At 39.5% G+C, this 19,693-nt stretch carries 18 protein-coding genes; 14 read left to right on the top strand and 4 right to left on the bottom strand.

The window, feature by feature from the left end; all coding sequences use genetic code 11:
• Both ACIPKN_RS16270 and ACIPKN_RS16265 read right to left on the bottom strand, forming a co-directional pair.
• Window positions 1-2,305, bottom strand: a 2,305-nt coding sequence (locus ACIPKN_RS16270) for a collagen-like protein (protein WP_400937849.1), incomplete at its 3' end; no start/stop codon positions are given.
• Window positions 2,306-2,451: 146 nt separating this feature from the next.
• Complete coding sequence (locus tag ACIPKN_RS16265; RefSeq protein ID WP_400937846.1) at window positions 2,452-3,537, bottom strand: glycosyltransferase; 1,086 nt, start codon at window positions 3,535-3,537, stop codon at window positions 2,452-2,454.
• A 191-nt stretch (window positions 3,538-3,728) separates the two neighbouring features.
• Here ACIPKN_RS16265 and ACIPKN_RS16260 point away from each other — a divergent pair, with 191 nt between their 5' ends.
• From ACIPKN_RS16260 to ACIPKN_RS16235, 6 genes are all read left to right on the top strand, one after another.
• A complete protein-coding gene (locus tag ACIPKN_RS16260) occupies window positions 3,729-4,697 on the top strand; it encodes a YncE family protein (RefSeq protein ID WP_400937844.1) in 969 nt (322 codons plus the stop codon).
• The gene (locus ACIPKN_RS16255) at window positions 4,694-5,377 is read left to right on the top strand and encodes a response regulator transcription factor (protein ID WP_400937841.1); all 684 of its coding nucleotides are present in this window, start codon (window positions 4,694-4,696) and stop codon (window positions 5,375-5,377) included. The genes ACIPKN_RS16260 and ACIPKN_RS16255 overlap by 4 nt, the downstream gene beginning before the upstream one ends.
• Complete coding sequence (locus ACIPKN_RS16250) at window positions 5,374-6,762, top strand: sensor histidine kinase (protein WP_400937839.1); 1,389 nt, start codon at window positions 5,374-5,376, stop codon at window positions 6,760-6,762. Before ACIPKN_RS16255 ends, ACIPKN_RS16250 begins: the two co-directional genes overlap by 4 nt.
• A 3-nt stretch (window positions 6,763-6,765) precedes the next feature.
• Window positions 6,766-7,278 carry a FixH family protein gene (locus tag ACIPKN_RS16245; RefSeq protein WP_400937836.1) on the top strand — a complete coding sequence of 171 codons (513 nt, stop codon included), beginning with the start codon at window positions 6,766-6,768 and terminating at the stop codon, window positions 7,276-7,278.
• Between the two features lie 137 nt (window positions 7,279-7,415).
• The gene (locus ACIPKN_RS16240; RefSeq protein WP_400937834.1) at window positions 7,416-7,988 is read left to right on the top strand and encodes a TetR/AcrR family transcriptional regulator; all 573 of its coding nucleotides are present in this window, start codon (window positions 7,416-7,418) and stop codon (window positions 7,986-7,988) included.
• A 114-nt stretch (window positions 7,989-8,102) separates the two neighbouring features.
• Window positions 8,103-10,292: a YhgE/Pip family protein gene (locus ACIPKN_RS16235; RefSeq protein ID WP_400937831.1), complete on the top strand. Its 2,190-nt coding sequence runs from the start codon at window positions 8,103-8,105 to the stop codon at window positions 10,290-10,292.
• 271 nt (window positions 10,293-10,563) lie between these two features.
• Here ACIPKN_RS16235 and yhfH read toward each other — a convergent pair whose 3' ends face one another.
• The gene (yhfH, locus tag ACIPKN_RS16230) at window positions 10,564-10,689 is read right to left on the bottom strand and encodes a protein YhfH (RefSeq protein ID WP_132362068.1); all 126 of its coding nucleotides are present in this window, start codon (window positions 10,687-10,689) and stop codon (window positions 10,564-10,566) included.
• 143 nt (window positions 10,690-10,832) lie between these two features.
• Between yhfH and lplA the strand changes: the two genes are divergently transcribed.
• From lplA to ACIPKN_RS16195, 7 genes are all read left to right on the top strand, one after another.
• Window positions 10,833-11,825 carry a lipoate--protein ligase gene (gene lplA / locus ACIPKN_RS16225; RefSeq protein ID WP_400937828.1) on the top strand — a complete coding sequence of 331 codons (993 nt, stop codon included), beginning with the start codon at window positions 10,833-10,835 and terminating at the stop codon, window positions 11,823-11,825.
• A gap of 223 nt (window positions 11,826-12,048) precedes the next feature.
• Entirely contained in the window at window positions 12,049-12,255 is a 207-nt protein-coding gene (locus tag ACIPKN_RS16220; protein WP_400937826.1) for a hypothetical protein, read from the top strand.
• Between the two features lie 262 nt (window positions 12,256-12,517).
• The gene (locus ACIPKN_RS16215; RefSeq protein ID WP_400937824.1) at window positions 12,518-13,222 is read left to right on the top strand and encodes a response regulator transcription factor; all 705 of its coding nucleotides are present in this window, start codon (window positions 12,518-12,520) and stop codon (window positions 13,220-13,222) included.
• A complete protein-coding gene (locus ACIPKN_RS16210; protein ID WP_400937821.1) occupies window positions 13,222-14,205 on the top strand; it encodes a sensor histidine kinase in 984 nt (327 codons plus the stop codon). The genes ACIPKN_RS16215 and ACIPKN_RS16210 overlap by 1 nt, the downstream gene beginning before the upstream one ends.
• A gap of 11 nt (window positions 14,206-14,216) precedes the next feature.
• A complete protein-coding gene (locus ACIPKN_RS16205) occupies window positions 14,217-14,651 on the top strand; it encodes a hypothetical protein (RefSeq protein ID WP_400937818.1) in 435 nt (144 codons plus the stop codon).
• A gap of 12 nt (window positions 14,652-14,663) precedes the next feature.
• Window positions 14,664-15,440 (top strand): ABC transporter ATP-binding protein, encoded by a 777-nt coding sequence (locus ACIPKN_RS16200; protein WP_142509261.1) that lies wholly within the window; start codon window positions 14,664-14,666, stop codon window positions 15,438-15,440.
• Window positions 15,412-17,346: an FtsX-like permease family protein gene (locus ACIPKN_RS16195; RefSeq protein WP_400937815.1), complete on the top strand. Its 1,935-nt coding sequence runs from the start codon at window positions 15,412-15,414 to the stop codon at window positions 17,344-17,346. The genes ACIPKN_RS16200 and ACIPKN_RS16195 overlap by 29 nt, the downstream gene beginning before the upstream one ends.
• A 235-nt stretch (window positions 17,347-17,581) precedes the next feature.
• Here the strand turns inward: ACIPKN_RS16195 and ACIPKN_RS16190 are convergent, their stop codons facing one another.
• Window positions 17,582-17,707 carry a hypothetical protein gene (locus ACIPKN_RS16190; RefSeq protein ID WP_400937812.1) on the bottom strand — a complete coding sequence of 42 codons (126 nt, stop codon included), beginning with the start codon at window positions 17,705-17,707 and terminating at the stop codon, window positions 17,582-17,584.
• Between the two features lie 91 nt (window positions 17,708-17,798).
• On the opposite strand from ACIPKN_RS16190, the gene ACIPKN_RS16185 reads away from it, so the two are divergent.
• Window positions 17,799-19,346: a fatty acid--CoA ligase family protein gene (locus ACIPKN_RS16185; RefSeq protein WP_142509263.1), complete on the top strand. Its 1,548-nt coding sequence runs from the start codon at window positions 17,799-17,801 to the stop codon at window positions 19,344-19,346.
• The last annotated feature ends 347 nt before the right edge of the window (window positions 19,347-19,693 follow it).

The following is a 19,693-nucleotide window of genomic DNA, read 5'->3' as shown; positions in this document are numbered from 1 at the left end:
CTCCACGTTCACCAGTAGCTCCAGTCACCCCAGTAGAGCCAGTAGCCCCAGTAACACCGGTAGCGCCAGTAGCTCCGGTAACTCCAGTAGCCCCAGTAGCCCCAGTAGCCCCAGTCACCCCAGTAGCTCCAGTAGCTCCAGTAGCTCCACGTTCACCAGTAGCTCCAGTCACCCCAGTAGAGCCAGTAGCCCCAGTAACACCGGTAGCGCCAGTAGCTCCGGTAACTCCAGTAGCCCCAGTCACCCCAGTCACCCCAGTAGCCCCACGTTCACCAGTAGCTCCAGTCACCCCAGTAGAGCCAGTAGCCCCAGTAACACCGGTAGCGCCAGTAGTTCCAGTAGCCCCAGTAACACCGGTAGCGCCAGTAGTTCCAGTAGCTCCGGTAACTCCAGTAGCCCCAGTAGCCCCAGTCACCCCAGTAGCTCCAGTCACCCCAGTAGAGCCAGTAGCCCCAGTAACACCGGTAGCGCCAGTAGTTCCAGTAACACCAGTCACCCCAGTAGCACCAGTAGTTCCAGTAACACCAGTAGAGCCGGTAGCGCCAGTAACACCAGTCGCACCAGTAACGCCGGTAGAGCCAGTAGAGCCAGTAGATCCAGCCACCCCAGTGGCGCCAGTAATACCGGTAGCTCCAGTAGCTCCAGTAACACCAGTAACACCAGTAACGCCGGTAGAGCCAGTAGCGCCGGTAGCCCCAGTAACACCAGTAGCCCCAGTTTCACCAGTAATGCCGGTAGCCCCAGTCACCCCAGTAGCGCCAGTAACACCAGTAGTCCCAGTAACACCAGTAACGCCGGTAGAGCCAGTAGCCCCAGTAGCCCCAGTAGCTCCAGTCGCACCAGTAACACCGGTAGCCCCAGTTTCACCAGTAGCGCCAGTTTCACCGGTAGTCCCAGTAACACCAGTAACGCCGGTAGAGCCAGTAGCCCCAGTAGCGCCAGTTTCACCAGTAGTCCCAGTAACACCAGTAACACCAGTAACACCAGTAACACCAGTAACGCCGGTAAAGCCAGTAGCGCCAGTAGCGCCAGTCGCACCAGTAACACCGGTAGCCCCAGTTTCACCAGTAGTCCCAGTAGTCCCAGTAGTCCCAGTAGTCCCAGTAGTCCCAGTAGCCCCAGTAACACCAGTAGCTCCAGTTTCACCGGTAGTCCCAGTAACACCAGTAACGCCGGTAGCGCCAGTAGCGCCAGTCGCACCAGTAACACCGGTAGCGCCGGTAGAGCCAGTAGCCCCAAGTCCACCAGTAACGCCAGTAGCGCCAGTAGAGCCAGTAGCCCCAAGTCCACCAGTAACACCAGTAACGCCGGTAAAGCCAGTAGCGCCAGTAGCGCCAGTCGCACCAGTAACACCGGTAGCCCCAGTTTCACCAGTAGTCCCAGTAGTCCCAGTAGCCCCAGTAACACCAGTAGCTCCAGTTTCACCGGTAGTCCCAGTAACACCAGTAACGCTGGTAGCGCCAGTCGCGCCAGTCGCACCAGTAACACCGGTAGCGCCGGTAGAGCCAGTAGCCCCAAGTCCACCAGTAACGCCAGTCGCGCCAGTCGCGCCAGTCGCACCAGTAACACCGGTAGTCCCAGTAACACCAGTAACGCCGGTAGCGCCGGTAGAGCCAGTAGCCCCAAGTCCACCAGTAACACCAGTAACGCCGGTAAAGCCAGTAGCGCCAGTCGCGCCAGTCGCACCAGTAACACCGGTAGCCCCAGTTTCACCAGTAGTCCCAGTAGTCCCAGTAGCGCCAGTAACACCAGTAGCTCCAGTCACCCCAGTAGCGCCAGTTTCACCGGTAGTCCCAGTAACACCAGTAACGCCGGTAGCGCCAGTCGCGCCAGTCGCACCAGTAACACCGGTAGCGCCGGTAGAGCCAGTGGCCCCAAGTCCACCAGTAACACCAGTAACGCCGGTAAAGCCAGTAGCCCCAGTCGCGCCAGTCGCACCAGTAGTCCCAGTAGCCCCAGTAACACCAGTAGCCCCAGTAACACCAGTAGCGCCAGTTTCACCGGTAGCGCCAGTAGCGCCAGTAACACCAGTAACACCAGTAACACCAGTAACACCAGTAACGCCGGTAGAGCCAGTAGAGCCGGTAGCGCCAGTAGCGCCAGTAGCGCCAGTAACACCAGTAGCGCCAGTAGAGCCGGTAGCGCCAGTCGCCCCAGTAGATCCAGTAGCCCCGGTAGCTCCTGTTGGGCCAGTTCTTCCAGGTTTAATAGGCCGAACAGGACAGCTTGGAGCACAAGGATTACAACAACACGGGAATGTATTACATTTGCTGCAAATTCTATTGTTAAATTGTCCGAAATGCATTGTTTCACCTCCTCTCTCAAATAGCGTATTCATAGAGGGAAAAGATGAAATAGACAGTTAACTACTTGTTTAATCTAAAAATATCAATAGCGATGAAAGTATTTTTTCATCACGTTTTAATAACAACCCATTAGTATAGAAGTTATTTAAGATGTTTCATTTTCTTTATTTAAAATACGATCAAAATATGTTTTATTGTGCAGTATTTTTTCGTCATTTGGTAAAAAGGATCTGGCTAATTCATTATGTGCGTTGGCAGTTTCATAGTGTTGTAACCGATCAAAGAGGACACATAGTTGTAAGTGGGGTAACCATGTTGTAAAGGATTTATTTTGAAAAGGGGCGTTAGAAATTTGTTTGATGTTAAGCGCTTGTTCATACCAAAAGATTGCTTCATAGGTTTTGGCTTGTTCCATAAAAATAAAACCAAGTCTACAACACGCTTCAGGACGTGGAATACCGTATTCAAAGCTTCTTAGAATGGAACTCAAATTATTTTCGGGATCATTTAAATGAGAATAACAGTCTGCTAATTTGAAACAGGCTGTAATATTATCTTCTACCCAGCCTAATTTTGAAGTTAAAAACGTTTCATAGTAAAATATTGCGTCCTCAAATTGTCCGTGATCTAGTAATTCATTTGCGTAATAAAATGTATCTCGTGGAGTGAGCGGTTCTCCTGAGTCAACTAATTGCTTATAGATATTAATATTTCGTGAATGATCGTGACTAAGTGGTAAATGACTGACAGCGATATTACTATCCAATAGTTTTCCACCGACTGCTAAATATTCGTGTACGGCACCTATCCATTGGAATTGTTTATCTCTTCTTACTAAGCGATATCTTCTTAATAGAGAACTTACATTTCCTTCATTATCAAAACTTAAATTATAATTCATTGAAATGGCATCTATATCAAGGGTCAGGGATTCTTTTAGTGCTTTAAATTTTTCCTGATCCTCCTCTAATAATACGTCATCTGCATCTAGCCATAAAATGTACTCCTTTGTTGCTTGTTGGAATGAAAAATTTCTTGCAGCTGCAAAATGATGAATCCACTCAAAATCAAAAATACGATCTGTAAACTCTTTAACAATTTGCTTTGTATTGTCGGTAGAGCCAGTATCGATGATATTAATCTCATCGACTAAGTCTTTTACAGATGTTAGACATCTACCGATGACAGCTTCTTCATTTTTCACAATCATACATAAGCTAATGGATACCATAAAGTTGATTCCTCCTTACCATAATCTATGTAGTATATGTGCTACTATAATTTTGGATTGGATAAATGCTCGTAAATGTAAGTATTACATAATAATAATTGTGAAATTTGCTTGTTTTCTTTGTCATAAATTTACCTCTCAAGTTTCACGTGAATTTCACAATTGTGAAGTATAGTTAAGAAACAGAGGTGATGATGTTGAAAAAATGGGCAATTTTCATTTTTTCTTTAGTACAGCTAGTATTGCTAGTAGGGTGTACGGAGAAATCGTTTGAGCCTATTGAACGCGATCAGAATTTTGTAGCATCCTTAAATATACAAGAGCCTTCTCTAGATTTTATCGATGAACAAGGTAATGTGAAAGCAACATGGTTATTAGATAAAGCTTACTCGGGGGCAATTCTCCTCGGAAACGATCGTGTGTTATTGTATGGTCATCAATTAAATGAATTTGACATCTATACATTATCAACTGGAAAGAAGCTCTATTCCAAAAAAGTACAGCTTGGCTCAACGAATGCGTATTATGCTGAAAATAGAAAACAGTTTTTTATTGCGAATAGCAAAACGAATACAGTGACAAGCTTTGATGAAGAGGGCAACGAACTGGCAACTCAGAAGCTTGGTAATTATCCTATGTCAATGGCGGCCTATAAAGATAAGCTATATGTGATTAATTATAAAGATACGAAATTATCGGTGTTAAATATTGAGAATCTAGAAATTGAACAAGAGTGGCCGATTCAAAAATCATCACATGGCATAGCAATTCTTGAAGAGAAAAATGAACTATGGATTGGTGGCCATGGAGAAGGAAGTAAACCGAATAGCTCTGTTAAAAAATATGATCTTATAACAGGCGTCAAACATGGGGAGATAGCAATGCCTTTAATGCCTGTTGGATTAACCAAAACAAAGGATGCTGTTCTCGTTGTTAGTCATGGCCGTAATGCATTATATGTTGCCGACTTTGATGGAAATGTGAGATGGCAGCAAGAGGTAGGAGCTAATCCGTTTGTCGTAAATCAGTTTAAAGATTATATTGTTGTCGCTGGTTATGATGACCATACTTTGTATTTTATAAAAGAAGGTCAGGTGAAAAAAACAGTTGATGTGGGGAAAGGTGCATTTCAATTGTTAGTGAGGGAGGAAAAAATGTGACAACTGTATTAATTGTTGATGATGAGCAAGATATGCGTAATTTAATAGAAATGATGCTCCATAATGCAAAAGTTGAGACCGTAACAGCAGCAAGTGGTACAGAAGCCTACGATATAATTGTACGCGAAAAAATTGATTTAGTTCTACTTGATGTGATGATGCCGCACGAAGATGGCTTTGCGGTTTGTCAAAGTATACGTGCGATGTCGAATATACCAATTATTTTTCTAACAGCACGTGATGCAAATGAGGATAAGGTAAAAGGCTTAACAATTGGCGGAGATGATTATATTGTAAAACCCTTTACAAATGATGAACTAGTTGCGCGAATCCATGCTGTGCTAAGAAGAAGTGGTACTAATATTGAAGACTTGCAGCAAAAATATGTGATATTTGGACCTATTAAAATAGATGAGATTGCACGCAAGGTATCTGTAGATGGAAAGAGTGTTCCACTTACGTTGAAGGAATTTGAACTATTACATTTATTTATGAATAATCCTGGAAATGCTTATACGAGGGAGCAATTACTAGAACGCATTTGGGATATTGATTATGTAGGGGGGACAAGAACTGTTGACACTCATATAAAAACCTTACGTCTAAAGCTTGGAAAGGAAGCGGCGGGGCATATTCAAACCGTCTGGGGAGTGGGCTATCGCTTTGATCCTGGCGAATGAAAAAAATTTCAACACGCATTTGGCTATTAATCTTTGCATTTTTGATCATTACCGTTGTCTTTATGTATGTCCTGACAGATTATTTATATGAAAGACTTTATGTAGAAGACACAGAAGAGATGATGGTAGAAGTAGGGACAAAGCTACAAACGATGTATACCGGTAGTAAGGTAACGGATGAATTTATTGCAGATATTGAACATTATGCCAATTATTCGAATTTGAATATTTTTGCAGTAAGAAATCCGCGAGAACTAAGTGCCTGTGTGCCGTTTGATATAGATTTCGAAACATTAATTGGTCCAGAAGAACGACAGCAATTACTTGCGGGTGAATATGTACAAAAAATTGGATATGAACCCCGATTTGATAGACAGCTAATTTCTGTAGTACTGCCGCTAGTGGATCAAAATAGGCTCGAAGGGATTATTTATATATACTTCCCTCTAGCAAAAATTAGTGAGTTAGCGAATAATGAAGTTATTTTCTTATTTGTCAGCGCCTTTATATTTTTACTTGTCATCAGCTATTTAATTTATAAAGGAATTCGACATATTATGCGACCATTAAGTAATTTACAAAGAGCTGTTGAGCAAATGTCATACGGAAACTATGGAACGCGTGTGCCAGTTCATTCGAAAGATGAAATCGGAAGGCTATCGAGCACCTTTAATCAAATGGCAGAGGCAATCCAACAAGAGGATGAGGCTCAAAAGACGTTTTTGGCGACAGTTTCACATGAATTACGGACACCTATTAGCTATGTAAAAGGTTATAGCGAAGCGATGCAGAAAGGTATTATTCCAGAACATCAAAAAGAGGAAACGATCCAGCTCATAGTACGTGAGGCAAATCGTATGGAACGTTTAACGAATGAATTGCTTCAACTTGCTCGTATGGAAAATGAACAAGCAGAAATTACTTTATATCCAATTCCTCTTGCCGAAACATTACGTGAGGTTCAAAAAATATTAACTCATCAGGCAGAGAAGAAGAACATTGTACTCCATTTAGATGCTGATGATGCATTAATCATCCAAGCGGATGAAGTAAAGCTGAAACAAATTTTTATTAATATTATTGAAAATGCCATTAATTACTCGTATGAACAGTCAAAGGTTGAAATTACTGCCTTAGAGAAGGATGCTAGTGCACAAATTATCATTAAGGATTATGGAATGGGTATTCCTCAAGAGGATTTATCGCATGTAACCGAGCGTTTTTATCGTGTTAACAAAGCGCGGAGCCGAGCAGATGGTGGTAGTGGACTAGGCTTGTCAATTGTTGAACAATTGTTGAAGCAGTTACATGGCAAGATTGAGATTGAAAGTGAAGTTGAAAAAGGCACAGTTGTAAAAATCACATTACCGTTAATGGAGGAATAAAACATGAAAAAATGGTTATTGGCATTAGTTGCAGTATCTGCACTATTAGTAGGTTGCGGAGAAAAGAAAGAGCCAGCAGCTCTACCAGAGCCTGAAGTGGCTCCAATACCAGAAGTTGAAATTTTAACACCGAAAGAAGTAGCGATCAATAAAACAATTGATCTTGCGGCGCAAGTTGTACAAGGTGGCAAAAAAGTTGATGATGCAGTTGTACAATTTGAGGTTTGGGAATCTGGTAAACGTGATCAAGGGCAAATGATTGACGGTAAATTAGAGAAAGATGGCGTTTATAAAGCGACGACTACATTTGACCACGATGGGGTATATTATATGTATGCTCATACTACTACAGGCAATGGTGTTCATAGTATGCCGAAGCAACAAATTACTGCTGGTAGCCCTGATATGACGAAAGTTTTACCAGAGGATGAAAAAGCAAATAACAATAGTATGGATCATAACATGATGAATCACGGTAATGATACTTCTGAGCATAGTGATCATGAAAAAAAGTGAAAAAAATCACAATTAATGCTTGCATTATTTTTAAAATAGGAATATGATAATGACCAGATGACCGGAATGGTTTTCTGGTCATTATCATTTTCGTGTACAAAGGCATGTACATAATATAACAGGAAAGGATGTTACTAATGGATCGTAGACAGGAAATTCTTGAAGCAGCTGCAAAATCCTTTACATTGTTTGGTTACAAGGCAACAACAATGGAGCAAGTGGCTAAAATTGCTAACGTCGGTAAAGGGACGATTTACACATTCTTTGCAAATAAAGAAATTTTATTTCAAGAGATAGCTATGTCACTTGTACGAGAGATGCAAGCTGAAGCAGATGCAGTGTTGGATGCATCCGCTAGCTTTATGGACAATGCGCATAATGCTTTAATGAAAATGCTACAGTTCCGTGAAAAACATCTTTTATTTGCGAAGTTATTAGAGGAAGAAAAGGAGCTACGAACGCCAGTAGTTAAACAAGCTTTAGTTCGCATTGAGACTGAAATTTTATCCTACGTTACAGAATTAATTCAAAGACGTATCGATAAAGGAGAAATTAGAGATTGTGATGCAGAATTAGTAAGCTTTCTGTTGTTAAAGGCGTATCTAGCATTTGTCGTTGATTGGCATGAGCTACATGGCGACATTATTCCTGAAGAAAAGATATTAAATCTTTTCAAGGAAACAATCTTCCGTGGGCTAATTCTAACTTGATTCGGCTGAGCTAAAGGTGAATCAATGATAGTCTAGTGAGGATTTAGTTTTTTTTTTGAATAAAAATGACCGACGGACGTTTTCGGTCAAATATTATAGGAGTGAAGAAAACTTATGATTAAAGCTGAGTGGCTTAAAATCTTAAAGACAAGAAAAATGCTTGTTTCAATAATCGCTGTATTATTTATCCCAGTCATGTACGCAGGCATGTTCTTATGGGCGTTCTGGGATCCGTATGAAGGCTTGCCTAATTTACCAGTAGCTGTTGTCAATGAAGATAAGGGCGCAGAAATGGAAGGGGTTAAATTAGATCTAGGGAAAGAATTAGTCGATAAGCTTGTCGATAGTAACGAGTTTAAGTTTATTGACGTTTCCAAAGAAGAAGCTGAAAAAGGCTTACATGGTCGAGACTATTATATGATTCTAGAAATTCCAACAAATTTCTCAGAGCATGCGACTACGTTATTAGATGACAAACCTTCTAAACTAGTTATGAATTATATTCCGAATGAAGGATTGAACTTCCTTGGTGCACAAATTGGTGAAACAGCAATGGACCGTGTACGTGCGGAAGTGAATTCAAAAGTATCTGCTACTTATGCAGAAAAATTATTTGATTCTATTACAACACTTGGAGATGGCTTTACAGAGGCTGCAGATGGCTCAAGTAAGCTAGATGAAGGTGCTAAAACTTTAGCGAATGGTGCAAAAGATTTAAAAGGTTATCTTGAGAAACTAGCATCAAGTACAGTTGAATTGTCAAACGGTGCAGATAAAATTACTAAAGGTGCTGGAGATGCTGCAAAAGGTGCAAATGACTTATCTACTGGTCTAGTAAAATTACAAGACGGTACAGTACAGTTACAAAATGGTGCACAGCAAGCAGCAACAGGAGCATCAAGTCTTTCACAAGGTGTATCACAATATACACAAGGTGTAGCGCAAGTTCAAGCAGGTTTAGCTACACTTAGCGATAAACAAAAACAAATTAGTACAGGCGCAGCTTCAATCGCTGATAATGCAGGTAAATTAAATGGTGCAGCAGGCCAATTAACAGCGGGTTCTGCAAAAGTAGCAGAAGGCATCACAGCTTTATCTAATCAATTACAAGGCATGATGGCTTCATTGCCTGAAGAGCAAGCGGCAGTATTAAAACAAACATTAGCAGAGCTACAAGCAGGAAGTGCAAGCGTGCATAATGGTTTAGGTTCTTTAACTGCTGGTACAGGTCAATTACAAGCTGGTGCTAATCAATTAAGTTCTGGTGCATCGCAAATTGCAGCAGGTCAATCACAAGTGTTAGCGGGCGCTAATGCATTAACATCAAAAAGTGGTGCATTAATCGAAGGAGCAAAAGGTCTCCAAGCTGGTAATGCAACACTTGCTCAAAAATTAGGTGAATTAAATGCTGGTGTTAAGACAGCCGTAACAGGTTCTAAAACATTGGCTTCAGGTTTAAATCAGCTAGCAAGTGGTTCAACAACATTGAATCAAGGTACATCAACACTTGCCTCTAAATCAGGTGAATTAGCAGAAGGTTCTAAAACGCTTGCTGATGGTACTACTGAACTTGTAGATGGTACATCAACTTTATCTAGCAAACTAGGTGAAGCAAGTGAAAAAGCAAAAGAAGTTCATTCAAGTAAAGACACATATGATATGGTAGGTAGCCCAGTAGAGGTTGATAAAGAATCTGTTAACCATGTACCTAACTATGGAACAGGATTCTCACCATACTTTATTTCTCTTGGTTTATTCGTTGGTGCGTTATTAATCTCTATCGTTTTCCCACTTGTGGAACCAGCAATTCGTCCAAAAAATGGAGCAGCTTGGTTTGCAAGTAAAGCTTCAGTTTTAGCAATAGTCGGCTTAATTCAAACTATATTAACAGTGGTTATTGTAAAATGGGGCTTAGGCCTTGAAGTAAACAATTTCGGATACTTCTTCCTAACAGCATTATTAACAAGTTATGTTTTCTTAGCTTTAATTCAAATGTTAGTATCTATTTTCGGTGATCCAGGACGCTTCATGGCGATTGTTGTATTAATTTTACAACTTACAACAAGCGCGGGTACATTCCCACTTGAGTTAATCCCATCACCATTGCAAGTATTTAATAAACTATTACCAATGACATATACTGTTTCAGCATTTAAAGCAAGTATCTCAACTGGTGATACATCATTCTTAATGCAAAACTACGGAATTCTAGCAGGCTTCCTAGTAGCATTCTTAGCTATTACTTTCGGTTATTTCATGTTACTACACACGAAACGTTACTCAAAAGTAGCTGAAGAAAACTAAAAATAGGAATTTTTTACACCCACCAATATTGGTGGGTGTTTTTTTGGTTGAATGATTGCTTTAAATAGGGGGAGGAAGAGCTACTCGGGTACGGGTGAAAATCGCTCATATGTAAAAAAATACACAAAAAACAGCAGCTGATATGAGCGTATCAGCTGCTGTTTTGTAAGTGTAAGAGATTTAATTAAGGGTTCATCAAAATATGATGAGGGTTGTCATTATTAGTACGTGTGGGGCACGTATATGACGACTTTACAGAATAGGCAAATGCTTATAGGTGGTTACAGTTTTCACAAGTGTTGCTGTAGCATTCACTTTGTTCTTCAATTTTTTCACCGCATTCTGTGCATTGCTTTGCAGGTAGGTTCTTGAAAAATTCAACTACATTTTCTAACATTGTGGACTCCTCCTTTAATTCATCTGTACTATTACTGTTTTGATATTTTATAGTGTATTATAACAGATGCTTTTCGTCAACACAAAATGCCTAATTTACGATAAAATAAATATGGATATTCTGTGAAGGAGGAAACGTAATTTATGATATTCGTTGATAATAAAGGGATTCATGACCCACGCATTAACCTTGCCATTGAGGAGTATTTATTAAAAACGATGGATGTTGAGAAGGAGCCAGTGTTACTTTTTTACATTAATCAACCTTCAATCATCATTGGTAAAAATCAAAATACTATAGAAGAGATTAATACGGATTATGTAGAGGATAATGGCATTATCGTTGTGCGACGTCTTTCTGGTGGGGGCGCGGTGTATCATGATTTAGGGAATCTTAACTTCAGTTTTATCACGAAAGACGACGGCGATAGCTTTATGAATTATAAAAAGTTTACTCAGCCTGTTGTAGATGCACTTGCAAAAATGGGCGTTCATGCTGAGCTTTCTGGCCGTAACGACATTTTAGCGGAAGGGCGTAAAGTTTCTGGTAACGCACAGTTTTCTACAAAGGGCCGTATGTTTAGCCACGGTACTTTAATGTTTGATACAGAAATTGATGCTGTTGTATCCGCATTAAAGGTGAAGAAAGATAAAATTGAATCAAAGGGCATTAAATCGATCCGTTCACGAGTAGCTAATATTTCGGAGTTCTTAAAGGACAAGTTGACAGTCGAAGAATTCCGCCTAGAAATTTTAAAATCCATTTTCGGTGGTGAAGAAAAGATTCGCTATTATGAGTTAACGGAGGAAGATTGGGCAAATATCCATAAGCTATCTGCTGAGCGTTATCAAACATGGGAATGGAACTATGGGAAATCACCACGCTTTAACATTCAAAAAACACATCGTTTCCCAACAGGAGGCATTGATATTCGCTTAGAGGTGAATCACGGAATTATTGAAGAAGTGCATATTTTTGGTGATTTCTTCGGCGTGGGCGACATGGCAGATGTTGAACAACGATTAGTTGGGACAAACTATGATCGAACTGCAATTGCTGAGGCGTTAACAAATATTGATATTCCAACATACTTTGGTGGAATTACGACAGAAGAGTTTTTACAATTAATTTATTAAGAAAAGCTTGCGTAGAAAATTGAGGATTCGAGTTTGACATAATAAAGTAAAAGGATTCACGCACAATTTTGTGGATGAATCCTTTTTGGATGTCGATAAAAATTAAAAGTTGGGCGATAAAACGTGAAAATTAGTCGATAAAATTCAAAAGTTGGGTGATAAAACGTAAAAGTGTTTCGATAAACAAAGGTAGATGACACGTATCATGCGGATAAGTTGATGGGTGTGGAAGCTAGGCGACTCATTGGGAATTAGCAATAGAGAAACGAAGGCTAAAGGCATTACATCCTGTGATGGACGGATGCATGTTTTAGCGGCGATCCTTGCTTGGTTAGCGGCGGAATTTCGTGTTTTAGCGGCGTTCCTCCTTTGGTTAGCGGCGCAACGCACACTTTTAGCGGCGAATTCCAACATAAGCTGGACAATTTGACTAAACTAAAGTCAGAGTTGAAGAACATTGTATAAAATTTTACACAATATTAAGGACTTGACTGGAAAGAGAAAGAGAATGAATCGACGGATGAAAGAGTCAAAGAAAGCGGCACACGGACGCCCGTAGCGGAAATCAGAGCCTTCTAATTGATTAGAGTGGATAAAAATGGTTAATTAGCACACCTGCTACAAAAGGTTCGCTGACAGTTATGTCATCGAACCTTTTTTTGATACAATATAGGATAGAAAGGAGTGTTGGTATGGAGAAGCATCGAATATTTATTGTCGAAGATGATGTAAAGATTGCGTCATTGCTTGCAGAAACGCTTAGAAAATATCAATACGAAGTTGAAACGATCAAAGAATTTGATCATCTTGTTGAAGAATTTACAGCATTTAATCCACATATGGTGTTGCTTGATATAAATTTACCTTCGTACGATGGCTACTATTGGTGTCGCCAGCTACGTCAACATACAACTTGTCCAATTATTTTCATTTCCGCTCGTTCTGGCGAAATGGATCAAATTTTTGCGCTTGAAAATGGGGGCGACGATTTCATTACGAAGCCATTTAATTATGAAATTGTACTGGCTAAAATCCGCAGTCACTTGCGTCGTACATATGGTGAATATGCAGCAAGACAAGAGGAGCGGACAATTAAACAAGGACAGCTTATTCTTCATTTAGAAAGAATGGAGCTTCATAAAAATGCTTTAGAGATTCCACTTCAGAAAAAAGAATGTATCATTTTAGAACTGTTAATGGGAAATGCTCCGAAAGTAGTGACACGTGAGCAATTGTTAGAAGAGCTTTGGGACGATCAGGCATTTGTCGATGAGAATACGTTGAACGTCAATATGACACGAGTGCGGAAAAAGTTGGCTGATTATCATATTGCGTCTTCTATAGAAACTGTACGTGGAGCAGGCTATCGCTTTATTTTAAGTGCAGGTGAGTTATAGTGGGCTGGAAATTATTTCTGCGTGATTACGCATCGTTCATTGTATTCCAGATCATATTAGTCGGCTTCATCATGGTCTTATATTGGTTGGACGGCTTTCGAAATGTTGATACTGCTATTTATTCCTTCTGTATTAGTTTAGTGTTATTAGCTTCGTTTTTACTTATCCGTTATTTAATGCGCCAACGTTATTTATTAAAAATATCACTGCTTCCTAAAACAATGGAGGATGTGTTGCAAAAAAATGCTAAAACACCTGAGGCGATACAGGTTGAGAAATATATGCATGAACTATATCGACAATATAAGCATGAGCTTCAAACGTTATATGCAGGCCAAAAACGGCATGATCAGTTTATTAATCAATGGGTGCATCAGATGAAAACGCCAATTTCTGTTATTGAGCTTTTATTGCAGGATGAACGTCCTCTCGATAAAAAGAATGTGCAGGAGGAAATTGACCGTTTGCGAAGAGGCTTGGATATGGTGTTGGTGAATGCTCGATTAGAAAATTTTGAAGAGGATATGCAAGTAGAACAGGTTGCTTTAAAAACGATTGTGACTGCAACTGTAAATGAAAATAAACGTTTATTTATTACAAAGCGTGTTTTCCCAGAAATTCATATTGAAGATGATATTATCGTAGCAAGTGATTCAAAATGGCTGCGCTTTATTCTCGGACAATTTGTAACGAATGCGGTTAAATATACGTTTGAATCAAATAAAAAAATAGTCATTTCCGCCATTAAAAAGGATGACTACGTACAATTAGCCATTCGTGATGAAGGCATCGGTATTCCAGCTTCCGATCTTTCTCGTGTCACTAAAGCCTTTTTTACTGGTGAGAATGGGCGTAAAACTGGGGAATCCACAGGGATGGGCTTATATTTAGCAAAAGAAATCTGTGAAAAACTCGGTCACGAATTACACATTACATCAGAGGTAGGAAAAGGAACAATTGTTACAGTGACATTTACGAATTAGGGGGATCGGAAATGATAGAAGTACGTTTGGATGAATGGGTTTTACATGTAGAGACAGAAAAAACAGAGACATTATACGAATCGCAAAACGATGTTTGTGATTGTTTATCCTGTGAAAATTTCCGTAAAGCTAGTCTTTTGTTTAATGAAGAAGTAATGCATTTTTCGAATAAGCTTGGGCTAGACTTACATAAACCAACTTTACTTAACGCTTTTCCAGTAGAAGGTGAGCAAGTGATGTACAGTGGGCATTATACGATTTGTGGAGAAATCATGGAAGGCGAAATGGATGCCTGGGATGTAATTGTTGGGTCGCATTGCTTTAGTCTAGTGGAGGAGGATGGTAATCAGTTAGCTGAATCATTAACAGGGCCGCATTTTCAAATTGGCTTTGAGGTAGTATTGCAATGGCTGTTACCAGAATCTATGGAATTAAACAAGAAATAAGGTGAACAAGGTATGCCTATTTTACAAATAAAAGACGTGACAAAGGTGTATGAAGGCAAAGTAACTCATCGTGCGTTAAATCAACTAAGCTTTGATGTTGAGGAAGGTGAGTTTTTAGCAGTCATGGGTCCATCAGGAAGTGGAAAAACAACATTATTGAATATCATTTCTACGATTGATGAACCAACGAGTGGAGAAATCATTTTAGATGGCATGAATCCTCATACGCTGAAAGCAACTGAGCTAGCTTACTTTAGAAGAAGACAGCTTGGTTTTGTTTTTCAGGATTTTAATCTTTTGCATATGCTGACAGTGGAAGAGAATATTGTGCTGCCACTTACATTAGATCAACAACCATTAGAAGTAATGGAGGAGCGTCTTGCAAGCATTGTGGAAAAGCTCGATTTAACTTCGTTCTTGCATAAACGCCCAAATGAAATATCAGGTGGACAAGCACAAAGAACTGCCATTGGGCGGGCACTTATTCATAATCCAAGTCTCATTTTAGCAGATGAGCCAACAGGAAATTTGGATTCGAATTCTTCACGTGATGTACTTGAACTTTTAACAAAAATTAATCAGGAAAAACGAACAACGATTGTAATGGTAACACATGATCCAATTGCAGCTAGTTACTGCGATCGCGTGTTATTTATTAAAGATGGTGAATTTTTCAATGAAATTTACAAAGATGATCGTCGTCAAATGTTTTTCCAACGAATATTAAATGTTTTGAGCTTACTAGGAGGAGGACAAGTAGGTGACCTTTCGACAATTCGCTTACCGTAATGTCGTACGGAACAGCCGTATATACGGTGCCTTTTTCATGGCAAGCTTTTTTTCTGTGGCTGTGTTTTTCATCTATTCAATGCTCATGTTTCATCCGGATATTGAACAAGGGATTTTAGGAGAAGCATCGTTAATTGGAATGGTAGGTGCGGAAACCGTACTCGTCCTTTTTACCTTATTCTTTTTATATTATTCGATGAGTGCTTTTTTAGAGGCTAGATCACATGAGTTTGCAATTTTATTACATTTAGGAATGGAAAAACGCCAGATGAATAGGCTTGTCTTTTTGGAGACAATGATTATTGGATCAGGTTCTATTTTTGTTGGGATTATATTTGGTTTCTCATTTTCGAAATTCTTTTTCATGATTGTTCGAGAAATTTTACATTTAGATAGTTTACCCTTATATGTTTCATGGCAGCCATTTTTACTAACGATTGGTGTCTTCACAAGTGCTTTTGTAGTGATTTCCTTTATTAGTGTGTATTTTACACGTGAAAGAAAATTACGCGATCTCCTTAAGGGGAATGACTATTTAAATAGTGTTTCAACCTATTCTAAAATTCGTGCAGTATTTGGTATTACCCTTATTTTATCAGCATATGTACTAACGTTTATCGTATCGAATACATCTTGGATTGGTTTAACATTAATAATCCCGTTTTTAGCGACCTTTGGAACATATTATTTTTTCAGTGATTCTTTACCTTGCTTTTTAGATAAAGCACGGGGCAAACGTAAATTTCATTGGCAACGCTATCGACTTCTTTCATTAGCTGAGCAAACGCATATTATGATGGACAATGTGAAAATGTTTTTTGTAGTAACGATGGTGTCAACAATGGCCTTTTTATCGGTCGGTGTATTAGCGACGATGTCATCCTATACAATACAATATGATCGTTTAAATCCATTAGGGCTTGTCTATAAGGGGGATGTCGACAATCCCTATGAGCGAAATCATATCGCCTCTTTACGAATTCAATTAGAGGAGAAGGGTTTGTCCTATCATTTATCGCGCTTTGTTGTCATCAAGCAAACATCTTCATATACTCACAATGAGGTTGAAGTTTTTAGGGAATCGGATATGAATGTATTGCTTTCTTCCTATAGTTACCCTTTACTTGATTTGGCTTCAGGGGAGGCAGTGTTTATACCATACTCGGAAGATTCTCTAAAAAGACTAAAAAATAAAGTTGTGCATACTGTATTAGAGGAAAATTCTATCCCGATAACAATTGATAGCGTATATCCTAAAATAGTATTCCCAGGGTCTATTGTTAGTGTGAATTCTATAGTGATAAGTGATGAGGATTTTAGAAAGCTTAGAAAGCCGATTGCTGATAAAAACGTTGTGCAGCCAATCTATCATTTATTTACCTTCTATATCCCTCAGTGGGTGGCAACGAAAGAGATCGGCAAGGACATAGAGGAGCTAAAAGCCTCTCAATATTTTTATAAGAAGGATAGATTCAGCCCATTTTACTTTGAAAATGCAGGGTTAAATTATTCTTATATATTAGCTACTTACTCATTATTCACATTAGTAGGGGTTTTAGTAGCAACGGTATTTTTATTAGCAGCAGGTAGCTTCGTTTACTTTAAACTGCATACTTCTCTTGAAAGAGAAAAGCGTAAATTCGATGTCTTAAAGCGAATGGGCTTAACAGATACAGAGCTCAAAAAGCTTGTGAATCGTCATTTGTTCCCACAATTTTTCTTGCCATGGGGTGTTGCAATGATGCATAGTGCCTTTGCTTTTCTTATGGTTCAAGGTATCTTGAAGGATATTGCTAATATTTCCATTGTCAAAGAAGTTGTCTTTGCTTTTGGATTTTTTGTTTTAATACAAATAGTCTATTTTTATTTGATTCGTTGGCGATACATCTCGCATATTCGTTCGTAATCAAAATGTGCAATGGAGAAAAAAATGAATTATTTGACGTAATTTATGACATGAAATAAAAAGTTTCGTTGTCTTTTAGATGTGTTTCTTATATAATATTACTGAATAATGATTCATTTTATCTTCATTCAGTAGCAGACTCCCACCTCTGAGGTGGTGTGATGGATTCGGGTGTGATTCCATTTTAAGGGATGTCCATACATCTACTGAATGAAGGTAAAGCCTCCGGCGGATGTCACGGATTTACAAAGGAATGCTTAAAGGATGTTAGCCTAAAACCTTCGCATCCTGCGAAAACGGCTAACTGACCTGTATCGGTAATAACGCCACGTCCTTGTGGCATTACCGAAATGACCGACATCGTGTCGGCCCTCGTGCAGGCCTGGGCACAATTTAAAATCCTGACCTCAATTACGCCAAGGCGAAATTGATACGATAAGGGGATGGTGTAATTGAATTTAGTTTCAAGTGTTCGTCAACAAGCATTAGAGCAACCGGATAAAATTGCGTATCATTTTATGGGGAAAGATACGACGTACGGTGAATTTGAACACACGGTAGGTCGCTTTGCAAAGGGGTTACAAGATTTAGGGGTAGAAAAAGGGGACCATGTGGCGTGTTTACTCGGCAATACACCACATTATTTAATTGCGTTATATGCAACAATGCGTTTAGGAGCAACGGCAATTCCGATTAATCCAATCTATACACCGGATGAAATTTCGTATATTTTGCATAATGGTGATGTAAAAGCTGTTATTGCACTAGATGCACTTCTTCCATTAGTAGAAATGGGTGTACATGCTTTTCCAAAAGTAAAAACATTTGTTGTTTGTGAAACAACAGAGAATGTTGCTGAAAAAGTAATGACTTTATCCGAAGAAGCAAAGGCAAAAATTCATTTATTTTCACAAGTGATTGCTAGTGCATCGGACTCTTTCCAACCAGTAGAAGTAGCTGACGATGATAATGCAATTATTTTATATACTTCAGGAACGACAGGTACTCCGAAGGGTGCAATGCTGACTCATAGAAATATCTATTCAAATGCACGAGATGTTGCGCATTATTTAGACTATAAAGCAGATGATCGTGTTATTGCCACGTTACCAGTTTTCCATGTATTTGCATTAACTGTCGTCGCCAATGCACCTTTATTGAGTGGAGCAACGATTTTACTTGTACCACGTTTTAGTCCAACTGAAATCTTTAAATTAACGAAGGAACAAAAGGCAACAGTCTTCGCTGGTGTGCCAACTATGTATAACTTCTTGTATCAATTACCTGAAAGCAACCCTGAAGATTTTTCTACAATACGTTTAGCGATTTCAGGTGGCGCGTCTTTACCGGTAGCACTATTACATAATTTCGAGAAGAAATTTAATGTGCGTGTATCAGAGGGCTTTGGCCTATCAGAAGCTTCACCAGTAACGTGCTTTAACCCTTTGGATCGTGAGCGTAAGGCAGGTTCTATTGGGACATCCATTTCCAATGTTGAAAATAAGGTGGTGGATGTTAACGGTCAGGAAGTGCCCGTTGGAGAAGTAGGGGAGCTAATTGTACGAGGGCCTAACGTTATGAAGGGCTATTATAAATTACCCGAAGAAACAGCGATGACTATACGAGATGGCTGGTTATATACAGGGGACTTAGCTAGAGTTGACGAAGAAGGGTATTTCTACATCGTTGACCGTAAAAAAGATATGATTATTGTAGGTGGATTTAATGTCTATCCAAGAGAGGTTGAAGAAGTACTCTTTGCTCATAATAATATTGTTGAAGCGGCAGTTGTAGGTTACCCAGACCCTAACTTAGGTGAAGCTGTACATGCATATGTTGTCTTAAAAGATGCAGAAGCAACTTCGACAGAAGACCTTCTAGCATACTGTGCAAAGCATATGGTGAAATACAAGGTTCCTAAAGTAATTGAGATTATGGATGAATTACCGAAAAATACGACAGGAAAAATTTTGCGTCGTACATTAAAAGAAAAAGTATAAGAAACAGTAGCTACTATTGAAAAAAATAGTAGCTTTTTTTGTATTCTTTGAAAACCCCTTGCTATGCGAGGGGTTCCGGAAAGCTTTTAGCTATGGACAAGAAAAAAACCCCAATCATACAATGAAGGTGGTCTGGTCAACCGACTTCATGCGAAAGGGGTACCCAAATGGATAATAAAAGTTTAGCCCATACGAAATGGAATTGTAAGTATCATCTGATTTATTCCGCATAAATGAACAGTCACATTCCCATTTCAAAATTTAAGAGAAGGTGGGAGATCAACTGCCCCTAAAGTTCAATTGATTAGGGGCTACAAATGTATTCTGTGAGAAAGCGCGTTAGCACA

The organism is Lysinibacillus sp. NPDC086135 (genome assembly GCF_044746345.1).
Taxonomy (GTDB): Bacteria; Bacillota; Bacilli; order Bacillales_A; family Planococcaceae; genus Lysinibacillus.
This window is presented reverse-complemented; position numbering and strand designations above follow the sequence as displayed.